The organism is Aestuariivivens sp. NBU2969, from assembly GCF_019931125.1.
Classification (GTDB): Bacteria; Bacteroidota; Bacteroidia; order Flavobacteriales; family Flavobacteriaceae; genus Aestuariivivens; species Aestuariivivens marinum.
Genome location: NZ_JAIOUU010000028.1, coordinates 1 through 20,521 on the forward strand (window position 1 = coordinate 1; position 20,521 = coordinate 20,521).

The 20,521-nt window shown below is 32.2% G+C and carries 15 protein-coding genes; 7 read left to right on the forward strand and 8 right to left on the reverse strand.

Annotated features, from left to right (window positions below; translation table 11 throughout):
- Positions 1–322: 322 nt before the first annotated feature.
- The 3 genes from K7G79_RS13675 to K7G79_RS13685 form a co-directional block, all read right to left on the reverse strand.
- Positions 323–1,798: a RagB/SusD family nutrient uptake outer membrane protein gene (locus K7G79_RS13675; protein ID WP_223552161.1), complete on the reverse strand. Its 1,476-nt coding sequence runs from the start codon at positions 1,796–1,798 to the stop codon at positions 323–325.
- A gap of 26 nt (positions 1,799–1,824) precedes the next feature.
- Positions 1,825–5,193 (reverse strand): TonB-dependent receptor, encoded by a 3,369-nt coding sequence (locus K7G79_RS13680; protein WP_223552162.1) that lies wholly within the window; start codon positions 5,191–5,193, stop codon positions 1,825–1,827.
- Positions 5,194–5,357: 164 nt separating this feature from the next.
- On the reverse strand, positions 5,358–6,530 hold the full coding sequence (locus tag K7G79_RS13685) for a FecR family protein (protein ID WP_223552163.1): 1,173 nt from the start codon (positions 6,528–6,530) through the stop codon (positions 5,358–5,360).
- A gap of 103 nt (positions 6,531–6,633) precedes the next feature.
- On the opposite strand from K7G79_RS13685, the gene K7G79_RS13690 reads away from it, so the two are divergent.
- A complete protein-coding gene (locus K7G79_RS13690; protein ID WP_223552164.1) occupies positions 6,634–7,188 on the forward strand; it encodes an RNA polymerase sigma factor in 555 nt (184 codons plus the stop codon).
- Positions 7,189–7,298: 110 nt separating this feature from the next.
- On the opposite strand, the gene K7G79_RS13695 is transcribed toward K7G79_RS13690, so the two are convergent.
- Positions 7,299–9,275, reverse strand: a complete 1,977-nt coding sequence (locus tag K7G79_RS13695) for a putative porin (RefSeq protein ID WP_223552165.1) — start codon at positions 9,273–9,275, stop codon at positions 7,299–7,301.
- 576 nt (positions 9,276–9,851) lie between these two features.
- On the opposite strand from K7G79_RS13695, the gene K7G79_RS13700 reads away from it, so the two are divergent.
- The 5 genes from K7G79_RS13700 to ppk2 all read left to right on the forward strand — a co-directional run bounded on the left by K7G79_RS13700 (position 9,852) and on the right by ppk2 (position 16,728).
- Complete coding sequence (locus K7G79_RS13700) at positions 9,852–10,451, forward strand: ribonuclease HII (RefSeq protein ID WP_223552166.1); 600 nt, start codon at positions 9,852–9,854, stop codon at positions 10,449–10,451.
- A gap of 173 nt (positions 10,452–10,624) precedes the next feature.
- Positions 10,625–13,060 (forward strand): ribonuclease HII, encoded by a 2,436-nt coding sequence (locus K7G79_RS13705; RefSeq protein ID WP_223552167.1) that lies wholly within the window; start codon positions 10,625–10,627, stop codon positions 13,058–13,060.
- Between the two features lie 217 nt (positions 13,061–13,277).
- A complete protein-coding gene (locus K7G79_RS13710; protein ID WP_223552168.1) occupies positions 13,278–14,327 on the forward strand; it encodes a nucleoid-associated protein in 1,050 nt (349 codons plus the stop codon).
- 120 nt (positions 14,328–14,447) lie between these two features.
- Complete coding sequence (locus tag K7G79_RS13715) at positions 14,448–15,659, forward strand: hypothetical protein (RefSeq protein WP_223552169.1); 1,212 nt, start codon at positions 14,448–14,450, stop codon at positions 15,657–15,659.
- Positions 15,660–15,927: 268 nt separating this feature from the next.
- Positions 15,928–16,728, forward strand: a complete 801-nt coding sequence (ppk2, locus tag K7G79_RS13720) for a polyphosphate kinase 2 (protein WP_223552170.1) — start codon at positions 15,928–15,930, stop codon at positions 16,726–16,728.
- Here the strand turns inward: ppk2 and K7G79_RS13725 are convergent.
- Positions 16,725–17,435, reverse strand: coding sequence for a uracil-DNA glycosylase family protein (locus K7G79_RS13725; RefSeq protein WP_223552171.1), 711 nt, complete (start codon positions 17,433–17,435; stop codon positions 16,725–16,727). The genes ppk2 and K7G79_RS13725 overlap by 4 nt on opposite strands.
- A gap of 56 nt (positions 17,436–17,491) precedes the next feature.
- Between K7G79_RS13725 and K7G79_RS13730 the strand changes: the two genes are divergently transcribed.
- Positions 17,492–17,626: a 30S ribosomal protein THX gene (locus K7G79_RS13730; RefSeq protein WP_223552172.1), complete on the forward strand. Its 135-nt coding sequence runs from the start codon at positions 17,492–17,494 to the stop codon at positions 17,624–17,626.
- Here K7G79_RS13730 and K7G79_RS13735 read toward each other — a convergent pair.
- The 3 genes from K7G79_RS13735 to K7G79_RS13745 all read right to left on the reverse strand — a co-directional run bounded on the left by K7G79_RS13735 (position 17,619) and on the right by K7G79_RS13745 (position 20,521).
- A complete protein-coding gene (locus tag K7G79_RS13735) occupies positions 17,619–18,350 on the reverse strand; it encodes a hypothetical protein (protein WP_223552173.1) in 732 nt (243 codons plus the stop codon). The two genes, K7G79_RS13730 and K7G79_RS13735, sit on opposite strands and share 8 nt — an antisense overlap.
- Before the next feature lie 188 nt (positions 18,351–18,538).
- Entirely contained in the window at positions 18,539–19,297 is a 759-nt protein-coding gene (gene yaaA, locus K7G79_RS13740; RefSeq protein WP_223552174.1) for a peroxide stress protein YaaA, read from the reverse strand.
- Between the two features lie 189 nt (positions 19,298–19,486).
- Positions 19,487–20,521 carry an RluA family pseudouridine synthase gene (locus K7G79_RS13745; RefSeq protein WP_223552175.1) on the reverse strand — a complete coding sequence of 345 codons (1,035 nt, stop codon included), beginning with the start codon at positions 20,519–20,521 and terminating at the stop codon, positions 19,487–19,489.

The window sequence follows — 20,521 nt, forward strand, 5'->3', positions numbered from 1 at the left end:
TTCCACAAGAACTTTTTGTACTTTTTTTTTAATATTTTTTTGCCCCAATCTTAACTGCCTTATATCCCGATATTTATGAACAAAACTTTTTTCGAGGTAAGCAGTCAAAACGAAAAAGCCCCACAAATATCGCTGGAAAAATACTTGCGGGACAATCCTTAAACAATCAATTTATTTTATAATTAAGTATATAAATCAAATTATATCATATTATTGTTGATGTTTCTTAACCGCTTGAGTTAAAAATCATTGCTTTTAAGCTCAACTTTTGCAGTCAAAACATACTTGAAAATAATTATTTGCATTATAAATAAACCGAGTTTTAATAAGAAGGGTTTTGTTCAACCACACCTCCCCCTGATTGAATCGATACGGCATCAATGGGTAAAATAAATTTATCAGGTATTGTAGCTGTAGACTTGACAGTTGTTACATCGAAACCATCTATGAAATGATACCTCACTAGGTCAAACCATTCTTCCCCAGTTTCCACAGCTAATTCAATTTGTTTTTCGATACGGACAGCTTCCAAAAATTGTGATAAAGAAATGGACGCTGGATAAGTTTCAAACCCATCATTACCGGTGGAAGTCGCACCAGCCCTTACTCTGATAGTATTTAAAGCATTCAGTGCCTCAGAAGTCACACTATTACTAGCACGTGCGTCTGCTTCTGCATAAATCAAATAAATTTCGGCCATTCTTAGCAGATATACCATTTCGTATAGTTGACCAGGAGATCGAGTATTATATTTATATGTATCATAACCAAAAAAACCTGAATTATATATGGTTGAAGATAATCTTGTGCCATCATGAACAATAGTTTGTCCATCTATTGTTGTAGATTTTGAAGCCTCAGCTGAAAAAGTAGGGTTTATAGATGCCCAAAATCCAGTAAAATTACCAATACCTAAAATTGCTCCAGGCTCACCTTTAGGAGCAAACAAAACTTCAGAGCTACTAAACAGATCAGGAGTTTCATGATCTAAAAAAATGTCTCCGTAATTGGCCTCAAGTTCAAAATTTGGTCCAGAATTATCTATAACATCTTTTGCCATACTTGCTGCAGTTGCATATTCTCCTTTGTATAACATTACTTTAGCTTTTAACCCTTTTGCGTAAGTTTTATTAATAAAATATTTAGCTCTTAAATCTGGAGCAGAAGCAATCGCAGCATCTAAGTCTTCAATAATAGCATCATATGTCTCTTGCACTGAACTTCTTGGTAGAGCCTCTGCCGATCTCGCGGGCTCTTTTCTAAGCACTATGCCATATTTTGATGATGAATCATAAAACTGTCCCCAAAGGCGTAATAAAAGAAAGTTAGCTGTGGCTCTTATAGCTTTAGCCTCAGCTATCATAGTTGTTTTTCTATCTGGCGAAGAAAATTCACTTTCAGAAAGTTCACTTGTCTTTTCAATAAACCAATTTGTTCTATTGATCAAATCATACATACGTGTATAAGCACCTATATTTGCATTTGTGGCATCAGATAATGGATTATTTGCAACATAAGATCGTCCTTCCGGGCCGTTGTTGAAAACGAAATGATTTACAAGCATGCCGCTCATTAATCCAGGTATTAAATAAATTTCTGGATTACCACTTCCATTATTACTTTGTCGAAATCCTGCATAAACTCCTGCTAAAGCTAATTCAGCTGTTGATTCATCAACAATAGCTGTTTCTGCATCTAATGTATATAGTGGTTTTATGTCATCTAAATCTTCAGCTAATTGACAAGATGATAAACATAATAGCGATAAGCAAATAGCTTTTATATATATAAACTTCATTTTTTTCATTTTTTTCATTTTAAATTTTATAAACCTATATCTATTCCTATAGTAAAAGTCCTCATTTGTGGATATGAGAACCCATTATCATTTTGCAAGTAAACTGTACTTCCTGTTGTTAGCCCATCGTTACTTTCTGGATCTATACCAGGGTAATTGGTAATTACAAATAAATTATTTCCAGATATTGATAATTTAACATTATCAAGACCAGTTTTATTCAACCACTGTTTAGGAAAATTATAAGCTATTGATGCAGACCTTAACTTTATATAAGAAGCATCTTCAATAATTTTACTATTTCGCTCATGGGTTCTTGAGCCAAAACGCGCATATTCAGCATCGGTGTTATCTGGTGACCAAGTATTAAATACATTAGTTGTTACGTTTCTAAACAAATTAACGAATGAAAGCTCAGCATCACCTCGAAACCATATTTTGTCATTACCTTTTACATAGTTAAAGTTAAAAGTAAAGTCAAAATTTTTGTAACTTAATGTATTATTCCATCCACCAAAAAAGTCTGGGTTAATGTCTCCTAAAGGTATTATATCTTCAGAAGTAATTTCGCCATCTCCATTTGTATCCCTATATATATAATCGCCCGGCTGAGTTAAGCCACTATAGTAATTACCATCAGGAGCAGCTGTATTTAAAGCATCGATCTCATCTTGGGTTTGAGCAATAGAAATAATATCATAACCTTCAATAAAGCCTATAGGTTGACCTTCTTTAATACCAAAGCTACCAAAAGAAGTTGTTTGCCCTCCATTTAAAGCATCAACATTATTATCAATAAATGAAATATTAAATGAAGAATTCCATTGAAAATTTTTACTTCTAATAATATCACCACCTATTAATAGTTCCCATCCTTTATTAGAAACATCAGCTATATTTGAATTCCATCTGCTAAACCCAGTTTGTGCAGGCAGCGGGGTTAATAAAATAATATCACTAGTCTTTTTTTCAAAATAAGTAATCTCACCGCTTAAACGATCATTAAATAAACCAAAATTCAAACCTATATCTAATTGGTCTGTCTCCTCCCATCGAATTTCATCGTTTGGAATACCTGTTACAACAATACCATTTACACCATCATAAATTGAACCACCACTATTTTGTGCAGCATAATTTGCAAGAAATGTAAATGCCGGTAAATTATCTGACCCTGTGCGACCTATACTAGCACGAAGTTTGATTTGGCTTATTAGATCGTTGTCTTTTAAGAATTTTTCATTGTGTAAATTCCAAGCTATAGCACCAGACGGGAAAAATCCACTACGGTTATCTGGACCAAACTTTATGGATTTATCAGATCTTGCAGTAAAAGTCAACAAGTACCTGTCATCATAATTATAATTTATTCTTGCGAATAAAGAGTTTAGAGCTGTTTGAGAGGCGTCGCTTGATTTAAAATCTAATTGTTGCGCTGACTGGATATCCGTTAAAATTTCATCATCAGGAAAACCAGAGTAAGCTTGAGAGTCTAATTCTAATTTAGAGTAGTCGTGTGCAATACCTAAAACTGCGTTTAGTGTATGTATATCATTAAAGGTCTTATTAAAATTTAAAGTATTAGACCATGAAGCGCTTATTCCGTTGTTATGTTGAACATTTAACTGCGCTCCAGCCCTACCATTAAATCGTTGATCGAATAATGCAAAAGTGGAAAACGATGGGGTAAAAGCTGTACTTTTGTCGTTGGTAATATTAATTCCTAACTGAGATCTAAAACTTAGTTCATCAATGATTTTGAATTCTCCAAAAACAGATCCAACAAAATTTTGGGCTACAGCTTTGTTTTTTGCCTTAGCCATATCTCCAACAGGATTTCTTATATCCCCTAAAAAATTTGTAATCGTAGAATATGAGCCATCATCATTAAATACAGGCAGGTCTGGCCTCCAAAATCCACCTGCAGCCAAACTATTTAAGCGAGATGTTTTGTTTATACTATAATTGTAACTAAAGTTAAATCCCGTTTTTAATCTATCATTTAAATCGGTGTCTAAACTACTAGAAATACTATATCTACTAAATTTATTACCTAACATTACTCCCTCTTGTTCGGTAACGTTAGCAGAAACAAAGTAATTTGATTTAGAAGTTCCGCCTGAAACATTAAAATTATATTGATTCCATAAAGCGTTATTATTTGTAATCTCATCTTGCCAATCTGTATCAGCATTTCCGAAGGATGGATTAAGACTTCCTTCACTACCTTGACTTATTATATGTTCCCGAAACTGAGACGCATTTAGCAAATCGTATGTATTTAAAGGGTTTTGAATAGTTGAGTTATAGGAAAAGTTAAAATTTGTTGATTGGTTTCTTTTTCCTCGTTTTGTTGTTATTAAAATCACTCCATTTGCAGCTCTTGAACCATATATTGCTGCAGCTGAAGCATCTTTTAAAACATCTACCCTTTCTATATCCTCAGGGTTTATAGACAATAAAGGATTTTCCCTATCTCCAGATACCCCTATACTAAACCTGTCTTCAAATCTCGGTCTAACAACAATTGGGATCCCATCAACGACATATAAGGGTTGATTGTCTCCTATTAATTGGCTTAGGCCACGAATATTTACCAATGCTCCACTACCTGGAGGTCCAGCATCTGCAGCAACATATACTCCAGGCATTTTACCTATAAAGGTTTGGTCTATTGTCTGTGATTTAATTTGTTTAATGTCTGTAGATTTGATTGAAGACACTGATCCCGTTAAATCTTTCTTTTTAGCTGTTCCATAGCCAACAAGGATAACTTCTTCTAGTTCGCTTGTATCTTCTTGTAATTTCACATCTATTATATCTTGGTTTCCAACTGTAATTTCTTGAGTTTTAAAACCTAAATAAGAAAAAACCAAAACATTATCTGGGTCTGAAACTTTTATTTTATATACTCCGTCGACATTTGTAACTACTCCAATTGTTGTTCCTTTAACTATTATTGTCACTCCTTCTAAAGGAAATCCCGATTCACTGGAAACGAGACCTGTAATCTCACGTTGTTGTTTGTCCTTTGTCTTTATAATGATAGAATTATTGTGTGATAATATGACATTGAACTTATCTGCTGCAATTACACCATTTAGTAATTCACTAACTCGAATACTACCCTTTTTAAGTTTTACTTTTGGTAGACCCTCAAACAAATCAGAATTATAAATAAATGAATAATCTGTTTGTTTATTGATAATTTTAAAAACCTGATCCATTGTAACCACCTGATCGGTATCAATTCTCACTTTTGTATTTTGAGAAATGAGATGGTCTGGTGATAGACTGAATAAAGTAGTACATAAGAAAAATAAATATATTCTCATAATGAGTTTAATTAGCCATTTCTTATTGCGAAAAAATGCTGCTGTTTGTATGTTTTTCATAAATTTGTATGTTATTGATTAGTTAAGTAAGCATTGATTAATTAATAGCTCTTTTAGGAACTGGAAGCTTACTTGTCCAAATTTAAAGCTTCCTTTTCCTTTTTTTGTTTTTAGTTGTTGTATAGCTTTATTTCATATTTGTATATTTTAGGTTAAACATCAATTTAGTTATTTTTTGCTTTTTTAAATGTTATCGTTTTATCATTTATATCATAATTAATTGATTCAAAACTACTTGAAAGAAGTTTTAAAATATTCTCAACATTTTCTTCTTTCTTTAATCCTCCATTAAATTTTAATGACTCAAGTTCATAATCATCAAAAACAACATCCATATCATACCATCGAGAGAGTGATTTCATAATATCCTTTAATTTCATATTTTCAAAACTAAAAACTCCATCTTTCCACGATGTATGATAATACACCTCTACTGGCTTAATAGTTAAAGTATTATTAGAAAGATTCAACTCTGATTGCTCACCAGGTTTAAGTATTTCTTCACTAAATTTAGAACTAATCATCACTTTACCTTCAACAAGAGTACAATATATAATCCTTTCATCTCCATATGCTTTTATATTAAACTCCGTACCCAAAACATTAATTTCCTGACCTTCATTTAATACTTTAAAAGTACTAAAACCGTCACTTGTACTTGGTGACACATCAAAATAAGCTTCACCATATACTAACTCAACAACTCTGTCATTTCCTTTACTAAAACTTACAGGATATTTTAATTGAGTTTCAGAATTCAACCATACTTTGGTACCATCAGATAGCGTAATCTGGAATTGCCCTCCTCTTGGAATAGTGAGATAATTATGCTCTATATTTTTTTCGTTAATCCAATTATACACAACTTCCTCACCATTACTAATCATATTATTGGACTCATAAGCCTGCCCTTTTTCTAAGGTAACATTCGATCCATTTCCCAATGTTAATATTGCTTTATCTGTTCCCGATTTTATATTATTATTTACAATAATTGGCGCAATAAATTCTTTAGTCTTACTTTGGTTTTGCAAGAATATTGCTAAGAACAAGCTCAGTAAAACTATTCCCGCCATTGCGTATTTAAAGATTGGTTTAAACAGGATAGGTTTTTTAAAACTATTTGCAACTATATGCTTATTGGTTTTCATAAATGATTGTTCGGCATCAAAATTTATTTCTTTTGTTTTTAACTGATAGTGATCTTGAACCAAATTTTTATAAATCTTAGCATTTTCATGGTTTTTTGGAAGCTTTTTTAGAGTGATTAACTCTTTCTCAGAAATACTTCCTTTAAGATGTTTTTCGATTAAGAATACTAATTTGGATACGGACATTTATTACTGTTTTATAATGTATAGACAAATAAAACGAAAAAAACCATGACTCAATTTTTAATTTTTTTCGTTAATTTGCTAAAAACCCTTTAGTCCATAATACATGATATTCGACATCAATGGTAAAGAAATAATATCAGCAATAAAAAAAGGGGATAAAAGTGCTTACAAAAAAGTTTATCTAGCGTATTACAATTTATTATGTAAATATATTTATTCATTATCGCCTAACTATAAAGAGGCTGAAGATCTTGTACAAGAAACGTTGTTGGACCTGTGGATAAAAAGAGAAAAAATAATCATAAATAAGTCCTTGAACAATTATTTATATAGATGCGCATATAATAAATTTATCAATCATCATAGAAAAACAAAACGCAGTGAGCTATTATTAGACCAATTGTATATTGAAGCTATTATTGAACTTGAAGGACTTGAAAATGAAGATAAAGAATCACGGTTAATTGCAATCGAAAACGCAATTGAATTACTTCCGCCAAAACGTAAGGATATTTTTAAACTTAGCAAACTTAACAATTATAAATACAAGGAAATTGCTATTATGCGAAATATTACAGTAAGTACAGTTGAAACCCATATCCGAAAAGCGATGATAACAATTCGCGAGCAAATGAAGAATCCAACCAAGGAGTCATAGTATAGACACTATCCAAAATTTTACACGAAATTTTAAATCATAAAATTCCAAAAACATCCTTTTATAAATGGCAAGCTTCTATATCAAACCAACAAAATATTAATAATAGTTTATAAAAAGAAATTCCAAACGACACCAAAGCGAACTACAAAATCTCGATAAGGATAGTTTGGAGCCGAATAATAATTGTATCCTGTTATTGTCGGGTTAAAATGTTCAGCCTTTAAAAATATTCTGGTTTGTCGAATCTTAGCATTTACAAAAAAGTCAAGCCTTGGAAACCCTCCATATTCTTTTTCATTCTGCACATAAAACTCAGCTAATAGGGGATTGTAGGCATCCATATAATATTTGGTAAAATAATTTAAAGTGACACCAGTTTGTAAGAACATGGCCTTTTTGAATAAGTGGCTTGAAAAATATAAGGTATTACGAGTTATAAATTGAGGGACATTATATATATTATTATCATTTTGAACATTTTGATATAACACTGTATTGTTTAAAGCAAACTTACCATACTTAAGTTCATTGGCCAGTTTAACCCTCAAATATGCAATAGACTCTGAGGATTGAAAAGGTTTAACGAAACTGGTTTGTATGTCTTCAGCAAAATACACATAGTCGTTTATAGTGGAATAATCGACCGTAACATCGGCATAATCTTTAAACTTTAATTGAAACGCCAATTGTTGGGTCTCTATATTATTAAAACTATTTTGCCAATTATAGTTTATATATCTACTTTGATATAATAACATATTATAATTAGGTGCTTTTGCATTATGATTAATAGACGCTTTTGCAAAAACATCCTCTTTTAATTTAAACGTTGCATGCGCTCTTAAAAAATTACCTTCAAAATCTCCTGAAACATTTAACCCCATTTCACCTTGTAGTTCAAATTTCTTAAACTGTTTACGATATTTTCCGCCAGCACTTAATATATCGCCCTTTAACCTATTTGTAATTGTGATATTATTTTCCTCATCCCTGAATAGCGAATTATAGCCATAGTTATAATTGTTATGACTTACATTGAACTGCAAATCCCCCAAAACATCATTACTATAATTAAGGCTTAGCTGGTTGTAAAAGTTTTCTAGGGTCACTTTATCTTTTATTGCACCCGACGCAGAAATACCAAAGACACTATTGCCTGTAGCTTGATTATATTCATAGAATTTATCCTTAAAGGACATGATATGGCCTATTGCAAGCTTGTTCTTAGACAATGAATCTTTTTTTCGAATAATGTGATAGCTATGATCTAAGTGAAATCGTTTACCTTTTAAAACACTTTCAGCTTGAGCTCTTTCAAAATTCACTTCTAAAAGGGATCGATCCAAAAACTCCTCAACTCCACTTTCAAAATTTTCCACACTTGCTTGGTCTAACCCCCCATTTTCCTGATTGAGCAGGTCTTGTGTTACTATATGACCTCGAAAATGATACCGATTGTTTTTGGTTGAATAATTTGTAGTGAACCTAAAATTACCTGTACTGGTTAACTGATGCTGATAATTCCCCAAAGACCTTAGTCCTTTATAAGCTATTGAAAAATTGAATTGAGGTGATGTGTTAACGGTAAAAAACGAATCGGCCAACTGCCCCTGTTCAAAAGCTGTTTTAAAAAACAACTCGGTTAATGGGGTTGGCACTCTATAATAGTTAATATCCTCTATTTCCATATAATTATAATGCCTGGCCCGAGCACCAAACTTTGGCATTAAATCTGTACTTTGGAAATCTTGAGTAAGGCGATTATAAGTTTGCCCTAAGTTTGCAAAAGGCATTAAACCAAAATTATCTTTTCTTAGGTAATTGAATTTATATTCCTTTTTAATGGTAAGTGTTGTGTCAACATGTATAGTGTCACTCAAATGTGATATAATAAGATAATCTTCAATTTTAGCATTGGAATTTTTAATGTTCTTAATACCTGTACTTTTTCTTTGAGCTCTGCTAAGTGTATCATGACGCCTGTCAAAACTATCGAATTCTTCCTCTGGTCTGAATCGTCTCTCTTGCGCCTCAATAACATTAAATAAACTTAATAAAACGCCTATTAAAATTATTCTCCTCATTCTTTAATTTATGTTACTATTGAGAATTAATACCAATATTCAACCAATCACTTTTTTTTAACATAGTATTATTTTATAGATAAATCCTTATTTCTTCGCAACAAAAGTAATTATTTGAACGATAAATGGCATGAATTATTTCAACAAAGAAAGCCGGTAAAAATTTTACCGGCTTTCTCTTGTTTATCATCTTACAAAAGACAATAATTCGAATATTTAATTTGAGTTAGTCGATGGCAAACATCTAAATATTATCTTAAATATCCAAAAAAAAAGTTAAAAAAAACATAAAAACCAATTTCCGAATTAAGCATTCAATAAAATAATCTTATATTTTTTAAATATTATATAAATAAATTACAATTATATTGAATTATCTTAAAAAATAATTGCGTAAAATTTATTATTTTTATGCACGCATAATAACTATAAAGGAATATTAAATGATTCTTTATTTAAGGAAAAATCTTTTTAAAGATCTCTAAATATCACTTTTTAGTTATCTGAGCAGCTAATACCCTAAAATTCTTTTTAAATTTATATTTAATCCCATAGATTTGAAAATTAAAATTTTCAATGCTTTTACGAAATTATTCAGGTTATGTTTTAGAATGTGGTACCGATGAAGCTGGAAGAGGGTGTTTAGCTGGACCTGTTACAGCAGCTGCCGTACTTTTGCCAAAAAATTTTGAAAATGAACTTTTAAACGATTCAAAACAACTTTCTGAAACTAAACGCTTCTTACTAAAACCGGTTATTGAACAACAGGCCTTAAGTTTTGGAGTAAGTCACATTTTTCAAGAAGAAATAGACACCATTAATATTTTAAATGCTTCTATTCTAGGAATGCATAATGCCATTTCAAAATTACAACCACCCCCTATGTTCATTATCGTAGACGGAAATAAGTTTAAACCTTACCCTAATATAAAGCATAAAACCATAGTAAAAGGAGATTCTAAATTTTTAAGCATTGCGGCTGCTTCGGTTTTAGCTAAAACTTACAGAGATCTTTATATGGATACCATACATGAAGAGTACCCTATGTATAATTGGAAACAAAATAAAGGTTACCCAACCAAGGAGCATCGTGAAGCCATAAAAAAATATGGTATAACAAAATACCACAGAAAATCGTTTAGACTACTTCCCGAACAATTAAAATTAGAATTTTAACACATAAAACATGATTGGTTTCTTCCTTAAAAAATATATTTTACATATTAAAACATTACAAAGTTCAGCTTCGCTTGAATAACAACTTTAACAGTTTAAATAATTTTTTCATTTGGCCTTTATCAATTTTCAAATGAAAAAATTCATGTACTTTTGTAGAAACCAATTTATTTATGAGATTTTTTTGTTTTGCCCTTGTCACAACTCTTATTTTAAGCTGTTCCAACTCCAAAACAAATCGCTCAAAACCCATCCATTATCTGCCAGAACAAGCTACGGTAATTATAGGATTCAACTCTGTAGAAAGTTTAAAAAGCAGCATTACAAACAATGATTTTTTAAATCATTTTTCAAATACAACATCCTATAACAATCTTGCTTCTAAATTAAAGTTTTGTGAATTGTTAAAACCTAAAAGCAAACTCATTTTAGGAATAGGCAAAAACAAACAGGATAGCTTGTTTTTTACATTGGTGACCAAGCACCATAAAGGTTTATTTGTTAGGGATTCATTACAAGATTATATTGAGGAAACGTTAAAATATAACAACAAAACCATTATTAAATCAACATTAAATAACGAAATTATATATAGTACATTTATTGATAGCATATTTATGGTTTCTTCTTCAAAATCAATTATTGAAGAAGCCCAAAAACAGGTAATTATTGATGATATGTTGGAAAAAATGAATAGTATTATGAGATCTGATAAAACAGTATCTTGTATAATAAAACCCAACAACCCATTTTTTAAATCGTTATTCATTAACGATTCTTTGTCTTATAATAAATTTACAAATTATACGGCTTTAGATGTAGACATAAATCAAAACAAAATCACTTTTAATGGTATTACCAAAGCCATAGATTCAACTGTAAGCCTAATTAATATTTTTAAACATACCATCCCCCAGGAAAATCAAGTACAGCTTATTGCACCATCTAACAGCGATGGTTTTATGAGCTTTACATTTCATGATTATAATAGATTTAAAAATAACCTTACGCAATTCAACCAAAAAAATTCTATTGTCGAACAAAATAACAGTCTATTTGAAAACATTATTGAAATTGGCGTTATTTATGAAGGTAAAAGTCAAGCCGTTGTATTGAATTCTATTGATGTTATAGCCACTAATGATGCACTATTGGGTGAACAAACTAAAGCAGATACTTATAGGCAAGTTGACATCTTTAATTTTAGCCAATTCGATGTGTTTGCCAAAACTTTTCAGCCTTTAATCACCCACAGCAATTTTAATTTTTATTGTTTTTTAGATTCTTTTTTTGTGTTTGCTGATAATATAGACTTACTTCAAAATATTATTGCCAATTACCAAAACAAAACAACTCTAAGTGAGTTTAAGCCATACAAAGATAACCAAGAGGCTTTAAGCAGTGCATCATCCTTGATGTTTGTTTCTAATGGCGAAACCCTGAAAAATGTTATTTCCAAAAACATTGAGGACAACTTAAGTTTTAACCTAAATGATTATAAAACATCTGTTCTCCAGTTTGTTTATGATTCTAATTTCGCACATGTAAATGGCATTATAAATAAAAACAAAGCTAGAGCCATTGAACAATCTGTTAGTGAAGAATTTAGTATAAAATTGGATAGCGATTTATTGAACAGTCCACAATTTGTAACCAACCACAGAACCCAAGAAAAGGAAATTGTAGTACAGGATATTAAAAACAACTTGTATTTAATTTCCAGCCAAGGAAAAATTCTTTGGAAAAAACAATTACACGGCCCTGTTTTAGGTTCCATTGAACAAATTGATATTTACAAAAACGGCAGACTCCAATTAGCTTTTACTACTCCCTACCGTCTTTATGTTATTGATAGAAATGGCAAAGACGTAGCCCCATTCCCTGGCAGGTTTAATGATGAAATAACGCAACCGCTTTCGGTTTTTGATTATGACCGAAATAAAAATTACAGATTTTTGGTTACTCAGGGTAAAAACCTTTTAATGTACGATAAAAAAGCAAAACCAGTTTCTGGATTTATATTTAAAGGTACTAATGATGATGTAATTTACCAACCACAACATTTTAGGGTTGGAAGCAAAGATTACCTAACCATTAAAACTAAAAACAAGGTCTACATTTTAGATCGCACAGGTAGGAACAGAGTCACTCCAAAAACAAATAGTAACTATTCCAACGAAGCCATATATTTATATAAAGATAAATTCACTACCACAAGCATTGACGGCAAACTAATAACCATAGATACCAAAGGCAATACAGCTTTCCAAGATTTAAATCTTTTAGAACAGCACCACATCTATACCTCATCAAAAACCTTGGTTACCCAAAGTGATAACAAACTTTCCATTAATAGTAAAACTAGGGAGTTGGATTATGGTAACTATTCTCCGCCTAAATTGTTTTACATCAATGATAAAATTTATGTTACCCTAACCGATTTACAAGCCCAAAAAATATACTTATTCGATAGTCAAAATGAAATGTTGCCCAACTTTCCACTTTATGGTAATTCTTTAATAGACTTGGATAATATCGACAGGGACAGAAACCTTGAGTTTGTAACCAAAGGGGATAATAATACCATAATCCTATACCAAATAAATTAAGTATTATAAAAAACCTAATACATCATTGTTACATATCCTTAAGTTATTCATATATTTAAACCAGCTATTAATCAATTCGTTACAAAATAAACCAAAACTTTTTCCAATTAAAAAACAAGTCCTCAAATCTAGGGCGTCAAAACACCTGTTTTGGCGCTCACTTTTTTTGTATGCTTTACAATTATTTTAATAGTATTGTATTCTTAAAATACAGACTATGATTTCAAGAAAAAACGCTACAATTTCAAAATTCATTATACATAAAGTTGGTAATAAATTTAACGACACTAAAAATGCCTTTTCGGAAAAGGTAATTGATTTCGACGAGGTAAGTTACGACCTTATGCTACCATTTTTACTTAGGCCATTTGGCAGTGTTATACAAAGTTACCGCTTTAACCACCACGCCAATATTTCTCTCAATGAAGTTAATATCTATGCGTCTCAAATTTTTGATAACGAAGGTGCTTTTGTAGACGTCTCCAAACATATCGTTACCCACCTTTACGAACAATCTACCTCAGCCCAAATAAAAACCGGGGATGTATTGGTCGCTCTGTTTGAAGGCATACAATTTGGTGAGATGACCACCAATGCTTTGGGCATTTTTAAAATTGAAAATAAGGTTAACTTCTTCCAAACCTATCTGGAAAACAACAGTTATGATGTAATAGTACAAAAAGGCATAAGCTCAAAAAAAGTAGATAAAGGCTGCCTTATTTTTAACCAAAGTGATGTAGAAGGCAATATTGTATTAAGTGTAGATAATAATAATTATGATGCACAATACTGGATCAACCAGTTTTTGAACATTAAATTTGCTGATGATGCCAACAACCACACCCAACAATACCTAACATTGTGTAAGGACTTTTCTTCAGAAATCATTAAAACCAGCTACGGTGCCCAGGAACAAAATAGTTTTTTAGCAAAAACCATCGACTTTTTTAAGGAAAATGACGTGGTACATTTTGAACGGTTTAAGGAAGAACTGTTTGAAGAGGACAAGCACAAAAAACAATTTGACGATTACAAAAAAGAGTTCGAGAACGAGCAGAATGTAGTGCTTAGAAATCAGTTTGATGTGGCCGAAGCCGTTTTAAATAAAGAAAATAAAAAGATTAAAACAAACATTAAGCTAGATACCCACATACAAATAAAACTGGATATTGATGCTCCCGATGCCTCTACCGAATATTTAGAACGCGGTTACGACAACGACAAAAAAATGCACTATTATAAAGTGTATTTTAATGCCGAAGCTTAGCCTACTAAAAATACAGTATTTTTTTAAAGTCTTTGTTTTATGCAGGTTTATTACCTATGTTTACAGTAATATATTATAAAATAATCAAAATAATGTTGTCCTCTTGATACTTGCAAGCAGATGAGGAAACCACACATAATCATAATTCCTTTCTTATTGTTGTTTCAGACTATGTTTTCCCAAACGAAAGAAATAAAAGGAGACACCGTTTATTGGTACAAAAGAAATATTGAGTTTCAAAAAACTTTGAACTTAAAAAATTTTGAAAAATCGCAAAATGAATTCAATTTTAGATTTTGGAATCACGGACAAATAATTGAAGTTTCAAAAAACAGTTCTGAAATAAATGGTTTAATTGTAAATTATATATATCATACCAAAAAGCCCAATAAGAGCGAAAGAGAAATACTTACTAGCAAAATTCTACTGACATCGCAAAAATCAAAAAATATATATGAAATTATAAAGAACTCTAAAATTTTAGAATTACCGTCCGATGAAAATATAGAGCAATGGAGCCAAGGAATGGACGGAATTACCTATATCATAGAACATTCCGACAAAAAAAGCTACTGGTTAAAAAATTACTGGACACCGACTTCACAAGACTCAATTCCAGAAGCAATTATTGTGTTAGATTTAGCAAAAAAACTGTCGGACACATTAAACCTAAAAGATGTTTATAAATCATTTAAAAAATCATTACCAAAGAAAGGTTGTTACAATTCTGGAGGAATGGTAAATATGTGTTATATATCAAATTCTTTTGAGTTAGGATATAGCGGAGCTACAAAATTACCTTTAGGTTTTTATTCATCTTATTCTGCCACGTATATAGGCGAAACAATAATAAATGGAGGTGCTTCATTTCAGTATAATTTTGACAATAACGGTTTTTATCATCTAAACTTACAAATTGCGAAATGGAATATTTTTTACAAAAATTCAAGTCTATCCGATTACATAGCATATAATTATCAGAATAGTATTCTTGATTTAAATGACATGAAAAATGAATTTGAAAATCATCAATTGAAGTACGGCTTAAATCTAAAAAAGAACTTTAGTATAGGTGTTGGATTGGACTATTTAAGCAAGAATTATGATAAAATTGGAGGCCTTTTATATGCTTCTAAATGGTTTTCTGAACCCAAAATAAGCACAACATTTTCAACATCAATATTCAACAGTCGAATTAATTACAAAGCTGAAATCTTTAAGGATATCAACTTTAACAATGCATTCCTTGTAAACAGAATTTCTTTCGGAGTAGCTTACGAGGATTTTATGGAATATAAAGATTTGTGCTTTAGCTTTAGGATACTGATTTAAGAAATACCAGAAGTCAACAATCGCTCCTATGCTTAATACGAGTTGAAGTGCTAAACCAAAGTTTCAACTTTTTTAACCGCTCGCAATTTAGATTTTTATGAATAGAAAAATAACAAATATAAAAACGGCTCGCTACAGTTAGTGCAATATTGAAAACTACCGATTTCAATTCCTCAATACGCATATCTGAACCGTAAGACAAACTAAAATTCTATTTGCAACAAAATTATACTGTTACCATTTTTCTTTTTTTATTAACTTGGTGGACATGAAACCATCAAACAACAACACCTCTAACAATACAACTTTCGATTACGATAAAGAACTGGCCAAATTACATGTAGAATTAGTACACCTTCAAGAATGGGTAAAAAGCCAAGGGTTAAAAGTGGTCATTATTTTTGAAGGCAGGGATGCCTCTGGAAAAGGCGGTACCATAAAACGTTTTACCGAACCATTAAATCCACGTGTGTGCAAAGTTGTTGCACTTGGTGTACCCACAGAAAAAGAAAGGACCCAATGGTATTTTCAGCGCTATGTTGAACATTTGCCACATGCTGGTCAAATTGTGCTTTTCGATAGGAGTTGGTACAACCGTGCAGGCGTTGAAAAGGTTATGGGCTTTTGTACCGATGAAGAATACAGGGAGTTTTTACGCTCTTGTCCGGAGTTCGAACGCATGCTGGTGCGTTCGGGAATCGTTCTTTTAAAATACTGGTTTTCGGTAAGCGACGAAGAACAGGAAAAACGTTTTAAAAACCGCATTAAAAGTCCTTTAAAACGTTGGAAATTTAGTCCCATGGATTTAGAATCGCGTTCCCGTTGGTTAGAATATTCGAAAGCCAAAGATACCATGTTTGCCCATACCGATACCAAACAAGTACCGTGGTATGTGGTGAATTCAGACAATAAGAAAAAGGCACGACTTAATTGCATAAGTCATGTGCTAAGCAAAATACCTTATGAAAAAATGAATATTGAACCCATAGAACTCCCCGATTTACCAGATTACCATGCTTACGTACGTCCACCCATGGATTACCAAACGTTTATTCCTGAGAAGTATTAGAAAAACTCCCGATACTGCATCACTCGAAAATCGAATGTATTGAATTTATGGTTTTTGGTTTTAAGCTGTTTGTAAAGTGGGATGCTGCCTATAGCTCTATTTGCACTTCCCGAAGCAGAGGTTAAGGATACTGTTTTGATGGTTCTTATTACATTTTGAACTACATTTTTAGATTCTTCCCCCAAATTCTCGGGGTCTGAATAACAGAACAGGTTAAATTGATGAATTCTAGGAATCCCACTTGAAACCAACTTCAACTTTATATTATGTTCTTTAATGTGTTTTCTAAAGAAATACTCTGGGCCATTTTTACTATTGCCTCCTGTAAACAAAATGGTATTAATACTTGGGTACTGTTTTAAATAAGCTAACAGATTACGCAACTTAACTTGTTGCATACCTAAATCGGAAGCATCCATTTTTTCTCGTTTGCAGCTTTCAACAATATCGCAAACCCCAATTTTATGATCTACTAAAAATTGTTTTCGCTGGTCTATTGCTTCTTGGGAATTATCATAGCGCAGTTTCAATCTGTGAATGACATCAATATACAGCCACAGGGAATTATAATAACTACCATAACAAAAGTTAACGTCCTTTTCTAAAAGTTCACCTGTTGAAAACCGCGGTGGTGGCAAGGTTCCCACAATAAGTTTTTGGGTATCATGTTGAATAAACGGTGCATATGGATGTTGGTGTTTGAACAAAGACTTGACTTTCTAGTAATTTTTATTATTTTATAAGAAACTAAAATATACTTTTTATGGGAAAAGGCGATAAAAAAACAAAACGTGGCAAAATTAACCGAGGTACTTTTGGCGTAAGACGTCCGAGGATTAAGAAAAAACCATCCGTTGAGACTAAAATCAATGTAGGTAATAAAGCACAGGCTAAATAGGATATAGCTCTGTCAATGTTTTGTCAACTTCCAAGATAGTTGATTTGTACTGACGCTTATTAAACTTTGTCATGTGCTGGGACTCTTTTTGAATCTCCTCCAATATTTCTTTAGCATCATTTACTTTATTTCTGCTTATTAAAAATTTGGCTAAAACCAATCGTTCTTCATAAAACGAGTATCTTATATCTATTTGTCTTAAATGGTTTTCTGCGGCATCTAAATCGTCTAACTTTTCTAGAGCTAGGCCATAGATGAATTGGCTTCTTGATTTTTTAAATTCGGCTTGGCCCATAATTCTTTCACCATAATCCATAACCTTATCATACGCTTCAATCCAAAAATAAGTCTCAATTAATTTACTTACTACATAAAAGTCGTTTTGGGTACTATCCTCTAAAGCTTCAAGATAATGGGGAAGCGCATTATTATAATCCTTTATCTCTACATAGGCATCAGCCAAATTAACCCTGTTTTGATAGGATTCTGAAAATTGTAATCGTTTTTCCAGATCAATAATCTTTTTGGTTGGATTAATAATATGTGATATTTCATTAGTAATCTTTTCTGCATCACTCCTATTATAAACTTTAAGGATGATATAGATTACACATCCAACTGGCGGAAAAAACAAGATAAGAAAAACCCAATAGTAATTGGTTCTGTGCTTATAAAAATGATACAAACAAAAGGCCTGAAGCGCAATGATTAAATACCAATACATAAAATTTTAGAATCTTTTAATTTCAAAAAATGTAAATCTAGAGAAAATTCTTAATGTATTGAACATATTTTTTTATCAAGGTTTTAACAGAAGATTATTAGTTGTATATCTAAAGATAGTGTCTCCTATCAGCCTGGTTACAATTTCACAAAGGCACCTTTAATTTTTTCTGAAATAACTATTTAAATTTACCTAATAAACACCAACTCTTTTTCAGACGACATAGGCTCACTAAAATTATAACCTTCATAATTAAATCCTTTAATATCATCTAATGTGTTGGCATTGGTATCTACAATATATCGGGCCATAAAACCACGGGCGAGTTTGGCATAGGTCATAATCGTTTTGTAATCCCCGTTTTTAAAGTCTTTAAAATTGGCCACTACCACAGGCACCTTTAAAGCTTTAGCATCAATGGCCTTAAAATATTCATTACTGGCGAGGTTTAAGAACAATTCACCATCTTCCAGTTCTTCATTTAAAGCTTTTACAATATCCTTTTTCCAGAACTCATAAAGGTTTTTGTTTTTGCCAACGGGTAATTTGGTTCCCATTTCCAAACGGTAGGGTTGTATTAAATCGGTTGGCTTAAGCAATCCGTAAAGTCCCGATAATATGCGGACCTTCTCCTGCAATATGCCAACCTTATCTACGGGAATGGTATAGGCATCCAGTCCACGGTAAACATCACCACTAAAAGCATAAATAGCTGGTCTAGCATTTTCTGCAGTAAAAGGCAATCCCCATGATTGGTTGCGCTCGTAGTTTAACTGCCCCAAGGCATCGGATATGCTCATGAGTTTCGATAAGCTCTTGGCCGATTTTTTCCGAAGCACTTTATTCAATCGTTCCGACTGAATTAAAAATTGAGGTTGCGTGTGGACATCTATGGGTAGCTGACTTTCAAAATCCAGTGACTTTGCTGGTGATAATACTAACTTCATAATCTTAAAATAGGTTTATGATTCAAATTTACAATTCCTTGCTTATAATCGAAAAAAGGTATTATAAATTTTGCCAATTGGGGTATAAAGACAAAAAACAGTTGGCAGTTTGAGTCACTGTCTCAATATTCAACAAATAAAAGTTCTGAAATTTTTAATTTTGAACTTGAACCCTTAGGTCTCCTCTTACTAATCCTGATGTTTGGCATAGGCGCGCCACTTTTCAATACACTGCTGCATGTCATCTGGAATTGGTGTATCGAAACGCATAAACTCACCCGATTTAGGATGTTTAAATCCTAAGGTTTTAGCATGAAGTGCCTGTCGTGGCAACACTTTAAAACAATTTTCAACAAACTGTTTATATTTTGTAAAAGTCGTTCCTTTTAGGATCTTTTCTCCACCGTAACGTTCATCATTAAACAAAGTATGTCCTATGTGTTTCATGTGTACCCGTATTTGGTGTGTGCGCCCTGTTTCCAATTTACAGGACACTAAGGTTACGTAACCCAAACGTTCCAAAACTTTATAATGGGTAATTGCTGGTTTGCCCTTTTCAGCTTCATCGCCAAGAAAAACAGTGTTTTGTAAACGATTTTTGGGATGCCTGCCTATATTACCCTCCACAGTACCTTCATTGGCTTCAATATTCCCCCAAACCAAAGCAATATACTCACGCTCACTGGTCTTCTCTGCAAATTGAAGGGAAAGGTCATTCATGGCCTTTTCGGTTTTGGCAATCACTAGTAAACCACTAGTATCTTTATCTATTCGGTGTACCAATCCTGGACGTTCACTGGAATTGTTGGGCAGATTATCAAAACGATAAATCAAGGCATTAATCAGGGTCCCCGAATAATTGCCATGACCTGGATGCACAACCATTCCTGCAGGTTTATTCACTACCAAAAGCTGATCATCTTCATAAACCACATCAATAGGAATATTTTCTCCCACCAATAAGTTTTCGTGTGGTGGATGGGTAAACAAGACCCGTATATGATCATTGGGTTTTACCTTGTAATTCGATTTTACCGGAGTGCCGTTAACAACAATGCTCCCGTTTTTAGCAGCTGCCTGAATTTTGGTTCGGGTGGCATTTTCAACAAAATTCATCAAATATTTATCGATACGTAAGGGCGACTGACCTTTATCTACCGTAAAGGCATAATGCTCATAAAGATTATCATCGTCGTCTGGAAACTGTGGGGTGTAATCGTCCAT

What these genes read in the sequence shown, in the direction of transcription:
- K7G79_RS13675 (WP_223552161.1), bottom strand. Translation starts at nt 1,798, where the DNA reads ATGAAGTTTATATATATAAAAGCTATTTGCTTATCGCTATTATGTTTA.
- K7G79_RS13680 (WP_223552162.1), bottom strand. Translation starts at nt 5,193, where the DNA reads ATGAAAAACATACAAACAGCAGCATTTTTTCGCAATAAGAAATGGCTA.
- K7G79_RS13685 (WP_223552163.1), bottom strand. Translation starts at nt 6,530, where the DNA reads ATGTCCGTATCCAAATTAGTATTCTTAATCGAAAAACATCTTAAAGGA.
- K7G79_RS13690 (WP_223552164.1), top strand. Translation starts at nt 6,634, where the DNA reads ATGATATTCGACATCAATGGTAAAGAAATAATATCAGCAATAAAAAAA.
- K7G79_RS13695 (WP_223552165.1), bottom strand. Translation starts at nt 9,275, where the DNA reads ATGAGGAGAATAATTTTAATAGGCGTTTTATTAAGTTTATTTAATGTT.
- K7G79_RS13700 (WP_223552166.1), top strand. Translation starts at nt 9,852, where the DNA reads ATGCTTTTACGAAATTATTCAGGTTATGTTTTAGAATGTGGTACCGAT.
- K7G79_RS13705 (WP_223552167.1), top strand. Translation starts at nt 10,625, where the DNA reads ATGAGATTTTTTTGTTTTGCCCTTGTCACAACTCTTATTTTAAGCTGT.
- K7G79_RS13710 (WP_223552168.1), top strand. Translation starts at nt 13,278, where the DNA reads ATGATTTCAAGAAAAAACGCTACAATTTCAAAATTCATTATACATAAA.
- K7G79_RS13715 (WP_223552169.1), top strand. Translation starts at nt 14,448, where the DNA reads ATGAGGAAACCACACATAATCATAATTCCTTTCTTATTGTTGTTTCAG.
- ppk2 (WP_223552170.1), top strand. Translation starts at nt 15,928, where the DNA reads ATGAAACCATCAAACAACAACACCTCTAACAATACAACTTTCGATTAC.
- K7G79_RS13730 (WP_223552172.1), top strand. Translation starts at nt 17,492, where the DNA reads ATGGGAAAAGGCGATAAAAAAACAAAACGTGGCAAAATTAACCGAGGT.
- K7G79_RS13735 (WP_223552173.1), bottom strand. Translation starts at nt 18,350, where the DNA reads ATGTATTGGTATTTAATCATTGCGCTTCAGGCCTTTTGTTTGTATCAT.
- yaaA (WP_223552174.1), bottom strand. Translation starts at nt 19,297, where the DNA reads ATGAAGTTAGTATTATCACCAGCAAAGTCACTGGATTTTGAAAGTCAG.
- K7G79_RS13745 (WP_223552175.1), bottom strand. Translation starts at nt 20,521, where the DNA reads ATGGACGATTACACCCCACAGTTTCCAGACGACGATGATAATCTTTAT.